Below are 20510 nucleotides of genomic sequence, written 5' to 3'. Positions count from 1 at the left end.
ATACTTAAGACTCGGTTAATCCACCTAACCATCGGGCGGGATAGAATTTTGATTCCGCCAGAATGCGACAGCAGGAGTTTGGGATTTTAGAATGCGAAATTTGCTTCGTTCCCTTTCAATTGGTCTGATCCTGTTTCTGTCTGGCTGCGGATCAGAAGTACTTTCCCCGAATGGCGATGTCGCGGCCAAGACGCGCGATGTTCTGGGTATCACCACGGCGCTGATCCTTGTGATCGTTTTGCCGGTTCTGGTTGCCATTGTCTGGTTCGCTATCCGCTATCGCAGCAGCAGCGAAGATGCCGACGAACAATACGATCCCGGCTTCCACCATTCCGTTCAGCTTGAACTTCTGATCTGGGCCGCACCGCTGGTCATCATCATCTGGCTTGGGGCGCTGACATGGGTCAGCACGCATAAGCTGGACCCGTATCGTCCGCTGGACAGTGAAACGCATGGTGTGGCCGACGATGCGGAACCGTTGGTGGTGCAGGTCGTGTCGATGGACTGGAAATGGCTGTTTTTCTATCCCGAATACGGCATTGCCACGGTCAACGACCTCGCCGCGCCGCTGGACCGCCCAATCCGGTTCGAACTGACCTCGACCGAGGTGATGAACGCCTTCTATGTCCCCACTCTGGCCGGAATGATCTATACCATGCCGGGGATGCAGACCCAGCTTCACGCCGTCATCAACGAGGCGGGCGAGTATAAGGGCATGTCCTCTCACTACAGCGGCGCCGGATTTTCAGGCATGAACTTCCCCTTCCACGGGCTTGAGGAAGAGGATTTCGCCGCATGGGTCGAGAAGGCACGGAATTCCGGCGAAGTGCTGGACCGCGACGCATATCGCGAACTTCTTGAACCAAGCGAAAATGTGCCTGCGGCCTTTTACGCGCTTGGCGATGAGACGCTTTATCACGACATCCTTAACCGCTGTGTAGAGCCGGGTCAGACCTGCATGGATGAGATGATGGCCAGCAATCACGGCAGCGAAGGCGGTCATGGTGCAGCCAATGCCTCAGAAGCGGGTGGGCATCAGGCGGGTGAGCACGAGGCGACCGGCCACGGCGAGCATGGCGGAATGGATCACCAGGCGCCCGAACAGCCCGTGGAGGCTCCCACACAACAAGGCACGGCCCCCGCTGATGAAACCGTGTCAGATACCCCCGCGACCTTGCATTGGGGCGAAGGCGGCGCGTTTCAACAACCACCTGAAGCCGCCGACAATAGCGGCAATCAGCACGATGGCACGCACCACGCGCCCGCCGAACAAGCCCCTGCGACCACGAATTGACAGGTGAGAAGATGGCTATCGAACAGAACGTAACCGACTCCACCTTCCTTTTCGGGCGTCTCGCCTGGGACAAACTGCCCACTGACCCAATCGTCGTCGGCACCTTCATCGTGGTCGTGGTCCTCGGCGTGGCGCTTGTGGCTGCGGTGACCTATTACCGGCTCTGGGGCTATCTTTGGAAGGAATGGTTCACCAGTGTGGACCATAAGAAAATTGGCGTCATGTATATGGTGTTGGGGCTCGTCATGTTCCTTCGCGGATTTGCCGATGCGGTGATGATGCGCCTTCAGCAGGCTATCGCCTTCAACGGGTCCGAGGGATACCTGAACGCCCACCATTACGATCAGATTTTTACTGCCCACGGCACGATTATGATCTTCTTCGTAGCCATGCCCTTCGTCACCGGGCTGATGAATTTCGTGGTCCCGCTGCAGATCGGCGCGCGTGACGTTGCCTTCCCTTTCCTGAACAATTTCAGCTTCTGGATGACGGTCGGCGGCGCTGTTCTGACGATGGTTTCGCTGTTCATCGGTGAGTTCGCGCAGACCGGCTGGCTGGCTTTCCCGCCATTATCCGGGGTCGTCGCCAGTCCGAGGGAGGGCGTCGACTACTATATCTGGGGTCTGCAGATCGCCGGCGTCGGGACGACGCTATCGGGGATCAACCTTATCGTGACGATCCTGAAGATGCGTTGTCCGGGCATGACCCTGATGCGGATGCCGGTGTTCACATGGACGTCACTTTGCGCGAACATCCTGATCGTGGCGACATTCCCGGTGCTGACGGCGACGCTGGTTCTGCTGTCCCTCGATCGCTATCTGGGGATGAACTTCTTCACCAATGACCTTGGCGGCAACCCGATGCTCTATATCAACCTGATATGGATCTGGGGCCATCCGGAGGTCTATATTCTGATCCTGCCCGCCTTCGGCATCTTTTCCGAAGTTGTCTCGACCTTCTGCGGCAAGCGGCTGTTCGGCTATAACTCGATGGTCTATGCGACGGTGTGCATCACCATCCTCAGCTACCTCGTCTGGTTGCACCATTTCTTCACGATGGGCTCGGGCGCTTCGGTGAACTCTTTCTTCGGGATTGCCACGATGATTATCTCGATCCCGACGGGGGCGAAGATCTTCAACTGGCTGTTCACCATGTATAAGGGCAAGATCCGTTATGAGTTGCCGATGATGTGGTCGGTTGCCTTCATGCTGACCTTCGTGATTGGCGGGATGACTGGCGTCATGCTGGCTGTGCCACCGGCGGATTTCATCGTTCACAACTCGCTTTTCCTCGTGGCGCATTTCCACAACGTCATCATCGGCGGCGTGGTCTATGGCATCTTCGCGGGGATCAACTTCTGGTGGCCGAAGGCTTTCGGTTACAGGATGAACCAGTTCTGGGGACATGTCAGCTTCTGGTGCTGGGTCGTCGGATTCTGGCTGGCTTTCACGCCGCTTTATGTGATGGGCCTGATGGGTGTCACGCGCCGCTTGCGCGTATTCGACGATCCGTCTCTGCAAATCTGGTTCGCGATTGCGGCCCTTGGCGCGGCGGTCATTGCCTTCGGTATCTTCGCGCTTGTCATGCAAATTGCCATGTCGATCCGTGACCGCGAAAAACTGCGCGATGTCACCGGCGACCCGTGGGATGGGCGCACACTTGAATGGGCGACCTCCTCGCCCCCGCCCGCCTATAACTTCGCCTTCACCCCGGTGGTCTATGACGTCGACGCCTGGCAGGACATGAAAGAGCACGGATACAAACGCCCGCTTTCGGGTTTCAGACCCATCCATATGCCCAAGAACACAGGCAGCGGCGTTATCATCGCGGCCATCAGCGTGGTGCTTGGCTTTGCGCTTGTCTGGCATATCTGGTGGCTGGCAATCCTGTCCTTCGTGGCGCTGATCGCAGCAGCGATCTGGCACAGCTTCGACTACAACCGGGATTTCTACATCCCCGAGGCGAGTGTGACCGAAACCGAAGAAGCCCGGACCCGGGCGCTCAGCAACGCGGTGTGACGAAGCAATGAGTTCTGAAATCCTGACAGATCCCGGCGACGAGCGCGTCTACCACCCCGCCGAGGAACCGCATCACCCCGAAGGCCATTCAACGCCGCTTGGCTTCTGGATCTATCTGATGAGCGACTGCCTCATCTTTGCGATCCTGTTTGCGACCTTTGCGGTGCTAGGCGACCGCGTTGCCGGTGGTCCCGGCCCGAAAGATCTGTTTGACCTGCCGTTGATCGCGCTGAACACGGCGATGCTGCTGATCTCGTCTATCACCTTCGGCTTTGCCATGCTGGCGATGCATGAAGGTAATCAGAAGGGCGTGCTGAAATGGCTGGGTATCACCGCAGGCTTTGGCCTCGCCTTCCTCTGCATCGAATTGTACGAGTTCAGCCATCTGATCCATGAGGGCGCAGGGCCCGGCCGTTCGGCGTTCCTGTCGGCATTCTTTACGCTTGTCGGCACGCATGGACTGCATGTGACCTTCGGCCTGATCTGGCTGGCCGTTTCGGTGGTTCAGGTCCGCAAGCACGGTCTAACACTGGCCAATCAACGGCGCCTGAACTGCCTGTCGCTGTTCTGGCACTTCCTCGACGTGATCTGGATCGGTGTCTTTACCTTCGTTTACCTGATGGGGATGATCTGATGAGCACGCATGACCATCACGACGAACAGACCTCGCAGTTTCCGCATGGCACGAAACGCGACTACCTGACCGGGTTCGTGCTAGCGGTTATCCTGACGGTCATTCCCTTCGCCGTGGTCATGTCAGGCGGTATAGGCTCTGCCCGTATGACCGGCTTTCTGGTGCTTGCCTGCGCGGTGGCCCAGATGGTCGTTCATATGATTTATTTCCTGCACATGACCCCGCGGCAAGAGGGTGGCTGGACCCTGATCTCGCTTGTGTTCACGATTATCCTGCTGATGATCGCCGTCGTCGGCACAATGTGGGTGATGTATCACATGGACGCGAATATGATGCCCGGCATGGCACCAACATCGGGTACCTCGCAGATCACGCCTTGAGTCGCGACACCGAAGATTCCATCCGCCCCCTGTGGCAGATGGCAACCGTCCTGACGCTTGGCCTTTTGATGCTGGCTGGCTTCCTGTGGCTTGGCTTTTGGCAGGTTGATCGGCTGGCCTGGAAACGTCAGTTGATCGCCAATGTCGATGAAAGGGTTCATGCCGCACCCATCGACTGGGCAGAATTGACCACGCAACCCCCGGCACAGCAGGAATACCGCCGGGTGCAAGTGACCGGCATTTTCGATCATGACAAGGAAACGCTGGTTCAGGCAGTGACAGAACTTGGCGGGGGTTTCTGGGTGCTTACCCCAATGCTGACAGGCTCTGGCAAGACCGTTCTGGTCAACCGTGGCTTCGTGCCGCCAGAGAAGCGCAATGCTGCTGAACGGGCCGAGGGGCAGATTTCCGGTCCGCAGACCATAGTTGGCCTCGCACGTCTGTCAGAGCCTGGCGGTGCATTCCTGCGCAGCAATAACCCATCAGAGGATCGCTGGTATTCCCGTGATATCGACGCAATCGCCAACGCCCGCCAACTGGACCAGCCAGCGGATTTCTTTATCGACGCCGATGCCACACCGAACCCCGGCGGCTATCCGGTCGGCGGATTGACGGTCATCAATTTCCGCAACACGCATCTGTCATATGCGCTGACTTGGTTCGCCCTTGCGCTGATGGTGGCCGTCGGAATCGTGCTGCTGATCCGTCATGAAATCTCTGCACGCAGGCGATAGGCTTTGCATCAACGCTTTGTCCCACCCGTAAAATGCCGCAGTTTCTTTGGCAGCTTTTGGGCCCGGTAAGCCCCCCCTACAACTGTATATAAAATCCTTAAATTGATACAGCATTGATCCACCGCATAAACGCTGCTAAGCAGGAATTAAGTTCAGCGAGGAGGTAATGCATGACCATCGTTCCGATCACCTCGCCCGACCTGCAGGCGGCTGAAGTTTCGTGGTTTTCGGCGCTGTGCTCTGACGATTATCGCTATCTTGGCGTACCCGATGGCGCATTGCGCTCCAGCTGGGAACATTGTTCGGACATTGTCAGGACGGCAGAGGCGCAGGGTTTTCGCAATATTCTTTGCCCATCCTCCTATCAGGTGGGACAAGATACGCTCAGCTTCGTTGCTGGCTGTGCGCCCATCACAGACAAAATCAATATGCTTGCCGCCGTCCGCTGCGGTGAGATGCAGCCGATCATGCTGGCCCGCACAATCGCGACGCTGGACCACATGCTGAAGGGTCGATTGACGATCAATATCATCAGCAGCGATTTTCCGGGTGAGAAGGCCGACAGCAAATTCCGCTATCAACGTTCCCGCGAGGTGGTCGAGATCCTCAAACAGGCGTGGTCACGGGATGAAATCAACCACGACGGCGAGGTCTATCAGTTCCACGGCGTCCCCACCGATCCGGCGAAGCCTTACCAGCAAAATGGCGGCCCGCTGCTTTACTTCGGCGGATACAGCCCTGACGCATTGGAATTATGTGGGCAGCATTGCGACACCTATCTGATGTGGCCTGAAACGAAGGACGAACTCGCCGGTCGCATGAAGGCGGTGAATGCCGTCGCCGAACGCTATGGCCGCACGCTGGATTACGGGCTGCGTGTTCACATGATTGTTCGCGACACAGAGGCGGAGGCACGTGAATATGCGCGTGAACTGGTGTCAAAGCTTGATGACGAACAGGGCCGCGCCATTCGCGAACGTGCTTTGGATTCCGGATCACTTGGCGTTTCGCATCAGGCGAAAAACCGGGAACTGGCGGATATGGATGGCTTTATAGAGCCGCATCTTTGGACCGGCGTCGGACGTGCGCGCTCAGGCTGCGGCGCGGCGCTTGTCGGTTCCGCCGATCAGATCCTGTCCGAGATAGAGGCGTATCAGAAGATGGGCATCCGCGCGTTCATCTTTTCGGGCTATCCGCATATCGATGAATGCGAGTATTTCGGTCGCCTCGTCATGCCGCATCTGAAAACCTGTTCGCTTCCGCATGAATATGGCCGTGTCCCGGACGCAGCACCCGCCACCCCACTTTCCGCCGGGGAACGCCGCTGATGGAACGTATTGCCCTGAATGGTGATCTGGAACTCAGCCGGATCGTTTACGGCATGTGGCGACTTGCCGATGATAACGACCGCAGCGAAGCGAACGTCCGCGCCAAGATCGAAGCCTGTTTGGAACAGGGTATCACCAGTTTCGATCAGGCCGATATTTACGGCGACTATGAAAGCCAGCGTGTTCTGGGTCAGGCCCTGAAAGCCGCGCCAGAGCTGCGCGACAGGATCGAAATCGTGTCCAAGGCGGACATTGCGCTGATCTCTGACAAATTTCCGGATCGGCGGACCAAGCATTACGATACGGGCCGCGCGCATATCATGGCCTCGGTCGATGCCTCGCTGGCGGAAATGGGTCTGGACTATCTGGACCTGCTGTTGATCCACCGGCCTGATCCGCTGATGGATCACCGCGAAACGGGCGCTGTGCTGGATGAGCTGGTAACAACCGGCAAGGTCCGCGCCGTTGGCGTGTCGAACTTTCGACTGTTCGACTGGACCTTGCTGCAATCGGCCATGCGCACGCCGCTTGTGACCAACCAGATCGAGCTGAGCCTGATGAACAGCGAGCCGTTCCGAAACGGCGATGTGGCGTTCCTGCAGGAACGCGACATTTCACCGATGGCGTGGTCGCCCCTGGCTGGTGGTGCGCTGTTCGACCAATCGCAACAGCCGATCCTGAACAGGTTGAAGGAAATCGGCGCTGAACAGGGCGTGGATGTTACGGCGGTCGCGATAGGGTGGCTGCTTCATCATCCGGCGAAAATTATCCCCGTGCTTGGCACCAACAACCTGGAACGCATCAGCCGGATTTCAGACGCGACAAAGGTCACGCTGGATCGTGAGACATGGTTTGAGCTTTACGAGCTCGGCAATGGCGTCGAGGTGCCGTGAGAAAACGCTGCGGGGCAGTCGCGATGGCCGCCCCGTTTAGCGATCACTTGCGTAGTCTTGCAATCAGGGACGAGGTATCCCACCGCCCGCCACCCATCATCTGCACATCCTTGTAGAACTGATCGACAAGGGCTGTGACGGGAAGGCTGACCTCCAGATCATCCGCGGTCGACAGGCAGATGCCAAGATCCTTGCGCATCCAGTCGACGGCAAAGCCGTGTTCGAACTCACCCGCTGCCATCGTCTTGTGGCGATTGACCATCTGCCAGCTTCCGGCGGCGCCCTGGCTGATCACCTCGACCACATTCTCGATGTCCAGGCCCGATGCCTCGGCAAAGCGCAGAGATTCGGACAGGCCCTGCACCAGTCCGGCAATGGCAATCTGATTGCACATCTTTGTGGTCTGACCGGCACCGACCGGCCCCATCAGGCGGCATATCTTCGCATAGCTGTCCATGATCGGCTGCGCGCGGTCGAAATCCTTCTGCTCTCCGCCGCACATGATGGAAAGCTGGCCGTTTTCTGCCCCGGCCTGCCCGCCTGAGACCGGCGCATCGACATAGGCCGCGCCGATTTCTGCCGCCGCGTCCGCCAATTCACGGGTCACGCGGGCGGACACGGTCGTATGATCGGTAAAGACCGCGCCCTTTTCCATCCCGGCGAATGCGCCGTCATCACCAAGACATACACTGCGCAGATCGTCATCATTGCCGACGCAGGCCATGACAAACTCTGCCCCGACTGCGGCCTCTCGCGGTGTTTCTGCCGACGCGCCGCCATGTTCCTTGACCCATTTGGCGGCCTTTTCCCCGGTGCGGTTATAGACCGTCACCTGATGCCCGGCCTTTGCCAGATGCCCGGCCATGGGATAACCCATTACCCCAAGTCCAAGAAATGCCAGCTTCGCCATGATTTTCCCCTTCCCTTGCGTCGTTAATTTATCCGCGTTGAAAGCCATTTACGCATGGCCTACACAGCGCGCAGGACAACACCACCAAGGCCCGCGGTCAAGCAAGCACCGCTTTCGTAAGGAACCTTCCCGAAGATGCTGACCCTGTTCCGCTGGACACTTCGGCTGACCATCGGTCTGATCATCGTGCTGGTTCTTGCAGCGGTGCTGGTCTGGTATTTCGCCATGCGCTCTTTGCCGGACTACAACGCCAGCTATCGCGTCGGAGGGATCGGGGCAGAGGTAGAGATCGTCCGCTCTACCGACAATGTGCCGCATATATTCGCCGAAAGCGATCATGATGCCTTCTTCGCGCTTGGGCTGGCACACGCGCAGGATCGTCTGTTTCAGATGACGACATTGCGCCGCGCGGCGAAAGGACGGCTGGCCGAAATCTATGGCGAGCGTGCTGTTGCCTTTGACGATCTTGCCCGAAGGCTGGGACTTGGGCGCGTCGCGCGCGAATCCTATGCGGTCCAGGACGAACAGACGAAGGACGCACTGCGCGCCTATGCTGACGGGGTCAATCAATGGATCGGCATTGTCAATGAGCAGGCGCTTGGTCGTGGTGCGCCCGAATTCTTCTTGCTGCCCGACGATATATCTTATTGGGAGCCATCCGATTCACTGGCGATCCTGAAGCTGTATGCTGCCGCCACAAGCCGTCAGATCCCGGCCGAGGTTCTGCGAGCCCAGTTGTCTATTGCCGCGCCAGAGCGTGGTCAGGATATCGTCGCCAGTCTGGGGGAGCCTGCGCTTCCGGTCTATTCGACCCTGTTCCCGAACGTGCGCGTTGGCAGCCAGCAGTCCGGCGGAGCCAACGAATGGCCCCTTGACCTTGCCGGTTACCTGACGCCGTTCAGCGGCATGTCGGCCAGTGGCTTTGCCGCAGAGGCGCAGCGAACCACCGCCGGACAAGCCCTGCTTGCCAATGATGCAGAGGCCGCGCTGACCATGCCGTCGCTTTGGTATCTTGCCCGGCTGCGGATGCCTTCGGCTGATGTCATTGGGGCAACCATTCCAGGCGTACCCGCCATATTGTCCGGGCGCTCGGCACAGCTGGCATGGGGTGTCGTGCCCGCGCAGGTCGACGACGCGGATATACATATCGAGGAGATCCAGCCGGGCGATTCAAATCGCTACCGCGGCCTCAGCGGCTGGCAGGACCTTGTCACGCGCCGAGAGATCATTCGCGTGCGCGACGCGCCCGACCGTTCCATCACCTTGCGGGCGACGGAAAACGGGCCGCTGCTGTCTGGCGCAAGCTATGATCTGCTGTCGGTGATACCGTCAGGCCATGCGGCTTCGCTGTCCTGGACCGGTCTGTCTGCCAATGACCGCACGATGAGCGCATTGATCGGCATCATGTCCGCGCAGGATCGTGACAGTGCCCTGCAGGCAGGTGCAATCTGGGGTGCGCCCGCGATGCGGCTGACGCTGGCGGACAGACGAGGCATTTCGCAGAATCTGGTCGGCCTGCTGCCGCAGCGTCTGGCCGAGCACGCAACCCTGGGAAGGATGCCGACACCCGGTTGGATCGCGACGAACCGCTGGCAAGGGCTCGCACAGGCAGAGACGCAGGACGCGACGGCAAACGGCCTCGCACGGAGTGCAGCCGTGCTCCCGCCTCTGCAAGGCGACCTGCCGCTTGGCTTCGATGGCGACACGGCGCTGAGGGAGGGTCGTCTTGGCCGCCTGCTGGAAGGCCGTGAAGTCCACAGCCGCGACAGCTTCATCGATATGCAGCTGGATGTGGTCAGCCCTGCCGCCCGCACGCTGTTGCCGCTGATCGGTGCCGATCTTTGGTTCACCGGCGAACCCGCAGCACCCGGCACACCCGAACGGCAAAGACAGGATGCGCTTCGCCTGCTGGCGGAATGGGACGGCGCGATGAGCGAGCACCTGCCCGAACCGCTGATCTATGCCGCATGGCTGGCCGCATTGCAGGAACGACTTGTGCGCGACGATCTTGGCCCGCTGGCCGATCGCTTCCGGGCATTGCGCCCCGGCTTCATCGAACGCGTCTATCGCAACCGAAACGGGTCTGCGGCGTGGTGCGATATCCGCCAGTCTGCAGCGGTGGAGACCTGTCCTACGCTGGCGCGTCAGGCGCTCGATCAGGCGATTTACGATCTGACAGAGCGCTATGGGCCGGATGTCACAAGCTGGCGGTGGGGCGACGCGCATGAGGCGGTGCAGATTCACCCCGCCCTTGGTCCGATCCCGAGACTCGGCTGGATTGCCAATCTGCGCCAATCGCTTTCGGGCGGTGACACGACTTTGGCGCGGGCGCCGCAGCTTGCATCGCCCGACAGGCCCTATCAACCGGCAAGCGCATCGGCATATCGTGGCGTCTATGATCTTGCCGATCCCGACAACTCTGTCTTTATCATCGCATCAGGCCAGTCAGGACATCCGTTCTCCCGCCACTATGACGATCTCGCGGTACGCTGGCGCCGTGGCGAATATATCACCATGTCCCTTGATCCGGAGCTTGCGCGGGCCGCTGGCGTCGGCACCACGCACCTGTATCCCAATGCTTCAACCCCTGCGGAAAATCACAGTGATCCCCCGGCAGACTGATGCGCCGCTGGGTCTTGCATTGGCCGGATGCTGATATGACAATCCGCTGATCAGGGACGGGCAAATGAACAGGACACCAGATCTTCTATGCATCGGTGCGATGCTTTGGGATGTGATCGGGCGCAGCCCGCGCAAGATGGCGGCGGGTGCCGATCAGCCCGGCCGCATCGCGCATCTGCCCGGCGGAGTGGCGCTGAATGTCGCACTCGCCGTTGCGCGTTGGGGCATGTCACCGGCCATACTTTCCGCGGTAGGGCCAGATGCTGAGGGCGAGGCGCTGATTTCTGCCGTCGAAAAATGCGGTGTGTTGACGGATTATCTGTGCCGCGACGGCGGGCCGACCGATGTCTATATGGCGATTGAAGATGTGAACGGGCTGATCGCAGCCATTGCCGATGCTCATTCGCTGGAAGAGGCAGGCGATATGATCCTTGAACCCATTCGCGATGGACGCCTGTCATCGCCTGAGAATCCCTGGCAGGGCGTGGCCGTGATCGACGGCAATCTGACGACGGATCAGCTTTCACGCATTGCCGCAGAGCCGGGCCTGGCGCAGGCCGATCTGCGCATCGTTCCGGCCAGTCCCGGCAAGGCAGAGCGTCTTGCGCCGCTGATAGGTGCAGCGCATGGCTGCTTCTACCTCAACCGCTTTGAGGCAGAGGTATTGTGCGGCCATGCTCTGCCAGACGGGCCGACGGCGGCTCAGGCGATGCTGGATCGCGGGATGCATCGCGTCATCGTCACAGATGGCGGCGAAACCGTGGCCGATGGTCTTGCCGGACATGGCGTCATTGCCGCCCGTCCGCCCAAGGTGACGATTGCCCGGGTGACAGGTGCAGGCGACAGTTTCCTTGCGGCGCATATTGCTGCAGAACGCGCCGGTGCCGACCGTCAAGAATCGCTGCACCGCGCCACGCAGGCCGCCGCTGCCCATGTTTCCGGAAAGGATATGCCATGATGAACGCCATTGAACTGAGCCCAGAAGTCGCCCGCGCTCTGGATAACGGCGCACCGGTCGTCGCGTTGGAATCGACGATCATCACCCACGGTATGCCATTCCCGCAAAACCTAGAGATGGCCCGCAATGTCGAGGCTGAAATCCGCGATGGCGGCGCAGCGCCCGCGACCATAGCGGTGATCGATGGTCGTATTCGCGTGGGCCTTGACGATGAGGCGATGCAGGCACTGGCGAAAACGCCACAGTCTCAGGTTATGAAGTTGTCGCGCGCTGATCTGGCGGTCTGCGTTGCGACCGGACGAACCGGCGCGACGACAGTTGCCGCAACGATGATCTGCGCAAAACTTGCCGGGATCGAGGTCTTTGCGACGGGCGGCATTGGCGGTGTCCATCGCGGCGCAGAAAACAGCTTTGATATCTCTGCCGACCTGCAGGAGCTTGCCCAGACCCCGGTGACCGTTATCTGCGCGGGCGCGAAAGCCATTCTCGACCTGTCCAAAACGCTGGAAGTGCTGGAAACCCTGGGGGTTCCGGTCATCGCCTATGGTCAGGACCAGCTTCCCGCATTCTGGTCGCGCGAATCCGGCTTGAAGGCACCGCTTCGTATGGACAGCGCCGCCGAGATCGCGCGTGCGGCCGCGATGCGCAAAACCCTTGGTATTCCGGGCGGACAGCTTGTCACCAACCCCATACCTGTGCAGGCAGAGATCCCTCGCGCAACGATAGCACCGATCGTCGATCAGGCTTTGGCAGATGCCGCGCGTCACCGGATCGCGGCAAAGGCCGTCACGCCCTATCTGTTGCAACGGATCTTTGAGCTGACTGAGGGGCGCTCGCTGGAAGCCAATATCGAACTGGTGCTGAACAATGCACGTCTCGGGGCAAAAATCGCCGCTGAACTTTCCGCGATAACCGACTAGAATCGCAGTCGGGACTTGACGGATCGGGGCGCGGGAACGAGCATCGCTGCGAAGGAATCCACCGATGACCGAAGACCTGCCCCCGCTCCGGCGCAAACGCCGCATCATTCGCCGTACCGGGCCGCTAGCGGCATTGCGGGCGTCGTTTCTGACCGGGCTGATCGTCATCGCACCCATTGGCATTACCGTCTGGCTGATCTGGACGCTGACGGGTTGGATGGACAGCTGGGTTCTGCCGCTGATCCCTTTGCGTTGGCGGCCCGAAAACTATATCGGCATCGACCTGCGCGGACTGGGCGTCGTGGTCTTCCTGATCGTCACGCTTCTGATCGGCTGGATGGCACGGGGCTGGTTCGGAAAACTGGTGATCGGCGGCGGTGAGGCACTTTTCGCACGAATGCCCATCATCGGCGCCGTTTACGGCGGTATCAAGCAGATTGCCGAAACCATCCTCAGCCAGGGCGACGGCAAATTCGACCGCGCCTGCCTTGTCGAATATCCACGCCGTGGCGTCTGGGGATTGGGCTTCATCGCCGGTCCGGCCAAGGGTGAAATCGCCAAAGAAGCCGCCAGCCGTGGGCAAGGAAAGTTCCTTGCCGTGTTCCTGCCGACGACCCCCAACCCGACCTCCGGCTTTCTGCTTTTCGTGCCTGAACAGGATGTCCACATTCTGGACATGACACCGGAAGAGGCCGCGAAGCTCGTGATCTCCGGCGGGCTGGTTTATCCGACGTCGACCGGCGGCAAGAATATTGATGACAAATCGGTGGAATCGCGCTGACCGATATCATCGGCATGGTTCTCGATGAACTGATGCGCTGCCGTCTGTCCCGCCGAGAACATCAGATCAAGCATTCCGGGATCAGGCATGATCTTGCTGCGGGCCGACAGGTCGTTCATCAGCGTGTCGTCCATGATCATGTGAACAAGCACGTTTTTCATCACGCGCCCGCCATGCAACCGACCTTCGTTGTGCAGCCGCTTGACGAAATTGATCGCGCGCAGTTCCGACAGCAAGGCGGCGTTGAAGCTGACCTCGTTCACCCGATCCGCGATTGCCGCCGGCGAATGCGGCACCTCTTCGCGGCGCATGGGGTTGATGTTGACGATCACGATGTCGCGGGGAAAGTCCTGCCCGTACAAAGGCCACAGCGAAGGGTTACCCGAATAACCGCCGTCCCAATATTCCTCATTCTGACCGCTGCGCGGATCGAAGATTTCCACCGCCCGGTAAATCGTCGGCAAACAGGCAGAGGCCAGCACCGCATCGACCGTAACCTCTGACCCGCTGAAGACACGCGGCAAGCCGGTGCGCACATTGGTCGCGTTCACAAAGATGCAGGTCGAGCCTTCTGCCCCCAGATCGGGATATGGCAGCGTTTTCAGAATGGTGCTCAGCGGGTTAGAGTAGAACGGGCCGTAATCGTAGGGGCTGAACAGCCTTGTCAGGCTCTCGAACCACGCGAAGGGAGAGAAAAGCTCTGTCACCCGTTCCATGCTGCGGGGCGCCGGAAAGAAAGAGTGCAGCCAGCGGACCACGCGCGAATCGCTGACCTCACCGATTTCGGACCAGACATGGCTCAGGTTTTCGCGCGCAGCACGACGACCGTTGCGCCCCGGCGCCGCTGCCAGCCCCGCCTGCATCGCCGCACCGTTCAGCGCACCGGCAGAAGTCCCGCTGATCGCTGCGAAATCCAGCCAATGCTCATCCAGGAGCCTGTCCAGAACGCCCCAGGTGAAGGCGCCATGCGCCCCGCCGCCCTGCAGCGCCAGATTGATATTCCGCTGTTCCATGCCCGATCCTGCTCGTTCTTACGCAGGATTTTTAATCCATTTGGGCGCGATGCTGCAACGCCGCATAAAAAAACGGGTGGCAGGCGCAATGCCATACCACCCGCAAGGACTGGTCCGAAGGCCGGGGAAGACCGAAACGGAACAGGTCAGGCAGACAAAATCGCAGGCAGCCAGAACATGACAATCGCCGCGACAGAAATCGCAACCACCCCCACCGCATCCGCGACAAGATCGCGAACGGATGCATTTTCGGCGGACAGAACGGATTTCACGGCGTCGGTCATGGCAAGCTCCCTTCGAGTTGCCCTTTTGTTCTCATATTCGACTGAGTCGCGCAAGAACTTTTTAGGAACATTTTAACCAGTCTTAATCAGACCGATCGCAAGCTCTTGTTCCATAAGCCATAAAAGCGTGCGCATCGCCCGGCCCCGCTCACTGTTCAGCTCCGGGTCACGTTCCAGAAATGCGCGCGCATCGCTTTGCGCGGTCAGCATCAGGCCCGACTGCCGTTCCAGATCGGCGATTCGAAAGCGTGGCAGCCCGGATTGCGCCGTTCCGATCAGATCGCCTGCGCCCCGCATCTCCAGATCGACCTCGGCGATGCGGAAGCCATCCTCTGTTTCACGCAGCGTATGCAGCCGTTTCGCGCCGGTTTCGGACAAGGGCGCGTGATACATCAGCACGCAGCTTGAAGCCGCCTGCCCGCGTCCCACCCGACCACGCAACTGATGCAACTGGGCCAGACCGAAACTTTCCGCCCGCTCAATCACCATGATCGAGGCCTCTGGCACATCGACGCCCACCTCGATCACCGTGGTCGCAACCAGAATCTGCGCCCGCCCCGCCACAAAGTCAGCCATCGCCGCGTCACGTTCCTCGGCCGGCATCTGGCCATGCACCATCCGCACCACCTCGCCGAAACGCGCGCGCAGGGCCGAAAAGCGTGCCTCGGCAGCGGTCAGGTCCGACAGTTCTGATTCCTCGACCAGAGGGCAGACCCAATAGGCGCGTGCACCGCTGGCAATCGCCTTGCCGATCCGTTCGACAATCTCATCCATTCGCCGATCATCCAGCATGATCGTCGTGATAGGTTTGCGGCCAGGAGGCTTTTCGTCCAGCACGGACAGGTCCAGATCGCCGTATTGAGACAGCGCCAGCGACCGCGGGATCGGCGTCGCGGTCATGACAAGCACGTCGGGCGGCGCGGCCTCTCCCTTCGCGGCAAGCTTCACGCGCTGCGCTACGCCGAAACGGTGCTGTTCGTCGATCACCGCAAGGCGCAGATCGTGGAACCGCACCTCATCCTGAAAGACAGCATGTGTCCCGACGAGGATATTTATGCGCCCCTCGGCCAGATCGGTCAGGATATTGGCTCGCGCATCGCCCTTGTCACGGCCGGTCAGCGCTTCGATCCTGATCCCGGCGGCTTCGGCCAATGGCATCAGGGCGCGAAGGTGCTGCCGGGCGAGGATCTCTGTCGGGGCCATCAGCACACCCTGCCCGCCAGCCTCGACCGCGATCAAAAGGGACAGCATCGCAACAAGGGTTTTACCCGCGCCGACATCGCCCTGAAGCAAGCGGTTCATGCGCAGATTCGACGCCAAGTCGCCGGCAATCTCATCGACGGCACGGCGCTGCGCTGCGGTCGGCGGCCAGGGCAGACTATCCAGAACATGCTGGCGCAAATTCCCGTGGCCCTGCGTCGGTCGCCCGCGACCGCGCCTGTATTGCCGCCGCGCCAGAGCCAGAGTCACCTGATGGGCCAGCAATTCATCATAGGCCAGCCTTGCCCGCGCAGCCGTCGTTGCGGCCAGATCGGCAGGCCCTTGCGGTGCATGGGCCTGCCTCAGCGCAGTTTGCCAATCCGGCCAGTCCTCTCGACTGAGAAGCGACTGGTCGATCCATTCCGGCAATTCCGGTGCGCGAAGCAGCGCAGCCTCTGTCGCCTTTGACATCTGACGCTGTGTCAGCCCAGCAGAAAGAGGATAGACCGGCTCATAGGCCGCGGGCGGTGCTTCGCCTTCCTTCATGATGTGATCGGGATGCACCATTTGCGCAATGCCGTCGAACAGCTCAACCTTGCCGGAAACGATCCGCTGTTGCCCGACAGGCAATTCACGCTCCAGCCAATCTTTGCGGGCATGGAAGAAAACGAGCACCAGATCGCCCTTTCCATCGCTGCAGATCACCCGATGCGGACGTCCCCTGCCGGTTGGCGCAATATGGCGCGAAACCGTGACAGTCAGCGTCGCAATCTCTGGCGGGCGAAGATCCGCGATGGATGCGACGGCCCGTCTGGCCACACCGCCGGTCGGCAATGTGAATATAAGATCGCGCGGGCGCGTGATCCCCATCGTTTCCATAGCCGCCGCGGCTTTCGGCCCGATCCCCGGCAAAGTTTCAGTTTCCGCGAACAACGGAAACAGGATGGGCGGGCGTCCCTTTGGCGCTATCCGATCAGCGTCAGCCATGTATCCTCGTCAATCACCTCGACGCCCAATTCGGCGGCCTTCGTGGCCTTCGATCCCGCGCCGGGCCCCGCAACCAGAATATCCGTCTTCGCCGAGACAGAGCCTGACACTTTGGCCCCCATCGCCTCTGCCCGCGCCTTCGCCTCTGCCCGGGTCATTTTTTCCAGCGTTCCGGTAAAGACAATTGTCTTGCCTGCGACCTTGCTGCCGGCAGTGTTCGCGATTTCTGCATCCTCGACGCGCAACTGCGTGACAAGTGTATCAATCGACTTCCGCTCTTTCTCCTGCGCGAAGGTCGCACAAAGCGATTGCGCGACCACCGCGCCGATTCCGTCGATTGACATCAGCTCTTCAAAGGCCGACTTCGATTCCTGTGACAAGGCAGGCGCACGCGACAACACGGCATCGCGGGTCGCGGAAATCCGGGCGCGGCGGCCTTGCTCTGCTGCGTTTTGCCTTTCATGCAGCACCGCCTCATCGGCTTCGACATGGCGTTCTGCAGCGGGAATGGCGGCATCAAGGGTTGCGGCAAGATTGTCCCAGCTTGTGAAATGCCGAGCCAGATCGGATGAAGCACCTTCGCCGACATGCCGGATGCCAAGCGCGTAGATAAGCTTTGCCAGCGGAATGCTGCGCTTTGCCTCGATCGCGTCGAACAGGTTCGTGGCCGAAGTCTCACCCCAGCCGTCGCGGTTCTTCAACTTGCCAAGCGCTGCTTCGTCCCGCGCCTGGAGGGTGAAGATATCTGCAGGCTCTCGGATCGGCAGAGTCTCGTCGTGGTAGAAAGCCTCGACCTGTTTTGCGCCTAACCCTTCGATATCAAATGCACCACGGCTGACAAAATGCTTCATTTTTTCAATTGCCTGCGCCGGACAAATCATCCCACCGGTGCAGCGCCGCACGGCGTCGCCGGGTTCCCGAATAGCGTCCGAGCCGCATTCCGGACAGGTTTCAGGAAAACGATATACGGTTTCATCGCCGCTGCGCTCTTCCTCATCGACATCGGAAATCTTCGGGATCACGTCACCGGCGCGATAGACCTTCACCCAGTCGCCGATACGGATATCCGTATCACGTATCCGGTCGCCGCTGGAGTTGATACCGGCGATATAGTCCTCGTTATGCAGGGTGGCATTGGACACGGTCACCCCGCCAACGGTTACCGGATCAAGCCGTGCCACTGGCGAAAGCGCGCCAGTCCTGCCAACCTGAATTTCAATATCGCGCAAACGTGTCCACGCGGTTTCAGCCGGAAATTTATGCGCGATGGCCCAACGCGGCGTGGTGGATCGAAAGCCGAGGCGGCTTTGCAGCGACAGGTCGTTGACCTTGTAGACGACCCCGTCGATGTCATAGCCAAGGCTTGATCGCTTTTCTTCGATCGCCTGCCATTGCGCGATCATCTCTGCTGCATTGTGGCACAGCTTTGTCAGCGGGTTTGTCTGAAAGCCATACGCCTTCAGTTTCGCGATGGCATCGAACTGGGTTTCGGCAAAAGCCTCACTGATCTCTCCCCAGGCATAGGCAAAGAAGCGCAGCGGTCGAGAGCGGGTGATTTCCGGATCGAGTTGCCGCAGTGAGCCCGCCGCCGCGTTCCTGGGGTTGGCAAAGACTCGGGCGCCATCACTGGCATTCAACGCTGCGAAATCCTTGTGGGACATGTAAACTTCGCCGCGCACTTCCAGAATTTCGGGCGGATTGCCGGTCAGCCGCTGCGGAATATCGGAAATAGTCTTTGCGTTTTCGGTGACATTCTCGCCAACCGTTCCATCACCGCGCGTCGCCGCCTGAACCAGCTTTCCGGATTCATAGCGCAGCGACAGCGACAGGCCGTCGATCTTGGGTTCGGCGGTAAAGTCCAGCTCATCCTGCGTTTTCAGGCCGAGGAAGCTGCGAACGCGGCTTACAAATTCGTCGATTTCGCTATCGGCAAACGCATTCGCAAGCGACATCATCCTCTGCGCATGGGTGATTTTGCCAAACGCTTCTGAGGGCGCTGCACCGACCTGATTGCTGGGGCTGTCCGGGTGGGCGAGTTCGGGAAAGGCCTCCTCCAGCGTCGAAAGCGCGCGTTTCGCCCGATCATAATCGGCATCCGACATGTTCGGCGCGTCTTTTTGATGATAGTCGAGATTTGCCTGCTCTAGCAGTTCGACAAGGGCAGCGACACGATCAGCAGCCTGATCCTGTTCCATATTTGAAATGTCAGGCAGGTCGATCAGTTCCGCCAAGACCACATCCGACTGGTCTTCGGACCGGTCAGCCTCGTGGTCAGAAACCTTATCCCTTTTTCCGCTGCGACCCGTGCCCGCCATGTTTCACCCCGTTTGCATCTGCGGGGGTGGTTTCCAATGAACTGCCCCCACAGGGTGATAGACCGGGATCGCGCGTTAGGCCAGACACCGCCGATCCCGCGCGGAGCCAAGATCACAAAATCCTGCCGCGGGGATTGCGGATGCTGGCGCCGATCACGCGCCGAGCGCAACCCTTTCGTCTGCCGGCTGCGGGTCTCGCAGAACATAGCCGCGTCCCCAGACGGTCTCGATATGGTTCTCTCCATTCAGCGCCGCCGATAGTTTCTTGCGAAGCTTGCAGATGAACACGTCGATAATCTTCAGTTCGGGCTCATCCATGCCGCCATAGAGATGGTTCAGAAACATCTCCTTGGTCAGCGTGGTGCCCTTGCGCAGGCTCAGAAGTTCAAGAATTTGATACTCTTTGCCGGTCAGCGGGACAGGCTTTCCATTCACCTCAACCGAGCGGGCATCGAGGTTGACGATCAGGTCGCCTGTCTGGATCAGCGCGTGGCTGTGCCCCTTGGAACGCCGGATGATCGCCGCGATCCGCGCCACCAGCTCTTCGCGGTGGAACGGTTTGGTCATATAGTCGTCAGCGCCGAAACCGAAGCCGCGCAGCTTAACCTCGGTATCGTCCGAGCCGGTGAGGATCAGGATCGGCGTATCAACCTTGGACAGCCGGATCTGGCGAAGGACGTCGATTCCGCTCATATCAGGCAGGTCCAGATCCAGAAGGATCAGATCATAGTCGTACAGCTTGGCCAGATCGATCCCTTCCTCTCCCAAATCGGTGCGGAAAACATTGTAGCTGGCATGAGTCAGCATCAGTTCGATACCGCGTGCCGTCGCCGGATCATCTTCAACCAGGAGTATACGCATATGTCGGTTCCCGTTTATTAGAGTTCTGGACCCTATAGTGGATTCACTTAGTTAATATGATCTTACTGAACATAAATATCCGAAATTATGCAACCTATGGTTGTTTATTTTTTTGTATAGCCGTGACCCGCAGGGACCGGGAACCGTGTTTTTCGATCATGGCGCACCAGTGATCAAACTCCTCATCCGACAGGCAGTAGCGCTGAATCGCCTCATCGCGCGTAATCAGCCCGAAACGCACGGCATTGACTACGATTTCCTTGCGACTGACGACCCATCGGGTCTGTGGCGGCGGCAGGTCTGCAAGGGACAGGACGCGACCATCCGGTAGTGTAACGGCACGGGGCCCATTGGCTTTTCGCAAAAACATGCTGCATT

At 59.7% G+C, this 20510-nt stretch carries 18 protein-coding genes; 11 read left to right on the top strand and 7 right to left on the bottom strand.

From position 1 onward, the window contains the following. Positions 1–91 precede the first annotated feature (91 nt). From cyoA to PAF20_RS05165, 7 genes are all read left to right on the top strand, one after another. Complete coding sequence (gene cyoA / locus PAF20_RS05195; protein ID WP_434802941.1) at positions 92–1294, top strand: ubiquinol oxidase subunit II; 1203 nt, start codon at positions 92–94, stop codon at positions 1292–1294. Between the two features lie 11 nt (positions 1295–1305). Beyond that, positions 1306–3312 carry a cytochrome o ubiquinol oxidase subunit I gene (gene cyoB / locus PAF20_RS05190; protein WP_271072660.1) on the top strand — a complete coding sequence of 669 codons (2007 nt, stop codon included), beginning with the start codon at positions 1306–1308 and terminating at the stop codon, positions 3310–3312. A gap of 7 nt (positions 3313–3319) precedes the next feature. Beyond that, a complete protein-coding gene (gene cyoC, locus PAF20_RS05185) occupies positions 3320–3946 on the top strand; it encodes a cytochrome o ubiquinol oxidase subunit III (RefSeq protein ID WP_271072659.1) in 627 nt (208 codons plus the stop codon). Beyond that, on the top strand, positions 3946–4326 hold the full coding sequence (gene cyoD, locus PAF20_RS05180) for a cytochrome o ubiquinol oxidase subunit IV (RefSeq protein ID WP_271072658.1): 381 nt from the start codon (positions 3946–3948) through the stop codon (positions 4324–4326). Before cyoC ends, cyoD begins: the two co-directional genes overlap by 1 nt. After that, the gene (locus tag PAF20_RS05175; RefSeq protein WP_271072657.1) at positions 4323–5060 is read left to right on the top strand and encodes an SURF1 family protein; all 738 of its coding nucleotides are present in this window, start codon (positions 4323–4325) and stop codon (positions 5058–5060) included. The genes cyoD and PAF20_RS05175 overlap by 4 nt, the downstream gene beginning before the upstream one ends. Before the next feature lie 170 nt (positions 5061–5230). Further along, positions 5231–6388, top strand: a complete 1158-nt coding sequence (locus PAF20_RS05170) for an LLM class flavin-dependent oxidoreductase (RefSeq protein WP_271072656.1) — start codon at positions 5231–5233, stop codon at positions 6386–6388. Further along, entirely contained in the window at positions 6388–7281 is an 894-nt protein-coding gene (locus PAF20_RS05165; RefSeq protein WP_271072655.1) for an aldo/keto reductase, read from the top strand. Before PAF20_RS05170 ends, PAF20_RS05165 begins: the two co-directional genes overlap by 1 nt. Before the next feature lie 43 nt (positions 7282–7324). Here PAF20_RS05165 and PAF20_RS05160 read toward each other — a convergent pair whose 3' ends face one another. Beyond that, positions 7325–8191: an NAD(P)-dependent oxidoreductase gene (locus tag PAF20_RS05160; protein WP_271072654.1), complete on the bottom strand. Its 867-nt coding sequence runs from the start codon at positions 8189–8191 to the stop codon at positions 7325–7327. Between the two features lie 135 nt (positions 8192–8326). On the opposite strand from PAF20_RS05160, the gene PAF20_RS05155 reads away from it, so the two are divergent. The 4 genes from PAF20_RS05155 (at position 8327) to PAF20_RS05140 (ending at position 13472) form a co-directional block, all read left to right on the top strand. After that, positions 8327–10813: a penicillin acylase family protein gene (locus PAF20_RS05155; protein WP_271072653.1), complete on the top strand. Its 2487-nt coding sequence runs from the start codon at positions 8327–8329 to the stop codon at positions 10811–10813. Between the two features lie 64 nt (positions 10814–10877). After that, complete coding sequence (locus PAF20_RS05150) at positions 10878–11771, top strand: PfkB family carbohydrate kinase (protein WP_271072652.1); 894 nt, start codon at positions 10878–10880, stop codon at positions 11769–11771. Beyond that, positions 11771–12691 (top strand): pseudouridine-5'-phosphate glycosidase, encoded by a 921-nt coding sequence (locus PAF20_RS05145; RefSeq protein ID WP_271073259.1) that lies wholly within the window; start codon positions 11771–11773, stop codon positions 12689–12691. The genes PAF20_RS05150 and PAF20_RS05145 overlap by 1 nt, the downstream gene beginning before the upstream one ends. Before the next feature lie 64 nt (positions 12692–12755). Next, positions 12756–13472: a DUF502 domain-containing protein gene (locus PAF20_RS05140; RefSeq protein WP_271072651.1), complete on the top strand. Its 717-nt coding sequence runs from the start codon at positions 12756–12758 to the stop codon at positions 13470–13472. Here the strand turns inward: PAF20_RS05140 and PAF20_RS05135 are convergent. The 6 genes from PAF20_RS05135 to sciP all read right to left on the bottom strand — a co-directional run bounded on the left by PAF20_RS05135 (position 13415) and on the right by sciP (position 20502). Next, positions 13415–14485 (bottom strand): patatin-like phospholipase family protein, encoded by a 1071-nt coding sequence (locus PAF20_RS05135; protein ID WP_271072650.1) that lies wholly within the window; start codon positions 14483–14485, stop codon positions 13415–13417. The genes PAF20_RS05140 and PAF20_RS05135 overlap by 58 nt on opposite strands. Positions 14486–14631: 146 nt before the next feature. Continuing rightward, complete coding sequence (locus tag PAF20_RS05130) at positions 14632–14769, bottom strand: hypothetical protein (protein ID WP_271072649.1); 138 nt, start codon at positions 14767–14769, stop codon at positions 14632–14634. Between the two features lie 72 nt (positions 14770–14841). After that, positions 14842–16956: an ATP-dependent DNA helicase RecG gene (gene recG, locus PAF20_RS05125; RefSeq protein ID WP_271072648.1), complete on the bottom strand. Its 2115-nt coding sequence runs from the start codon at positions 16954–16956 to the stop codon at positions 14842–14844. Continuing rightward, complete coding sequence (gene ligA, locus PAF20_RS05120; RefSeq protein WP_271073258.1) at positions 16935–19151, bottom strand: NAD-dependent DNA ligase LigA; 2217 nt, start codon at positions 19149–19151, stop codon at positions 16935–16937. Before ligA ends, recG begins: the two co-directional genes overlap by 22 nt. A gap of 273 nt (positions 19152–19424) precedes the next feature. Then, a complete protein-coding gene (gene ctrA / locus PAF20_RS05115; protein ID WP_271072647.1) occupies positions 19425–20132 on the bottom strand; it encodes a response regulator transcription factor CtrA in 708 nt (235 codons plus the stop codon). Between the two features lie 94 nt (positions 20133–20226). Next, positions 20227–20502 (bottom strand): CtrA inhibitor SciP, encoded by a 276-nt coding sequence (gene sciP, locus PAF20_RS05110; protein ID WP_271072646.1) that lies wholly within the window; start codon positions 20500–20502, stop codon positions 20227–20229. Positions 20503–20510 lie beyond the last annotated feature (8 nt).

Source organism: Paracoccus albus (assembly GCF_027913035.1).
Classification (GTDB): Bacteria; Pseudomonadota; Alphaproteobacteria; order Rhodobacterales; family Rhodobacteraceae; genus Paracoccus; species Paracoccus albus.
Note: the sequence above shows the minus strand (reverse complement) of the source record. Positions and strands in the feature narration are given on the sequence as shown.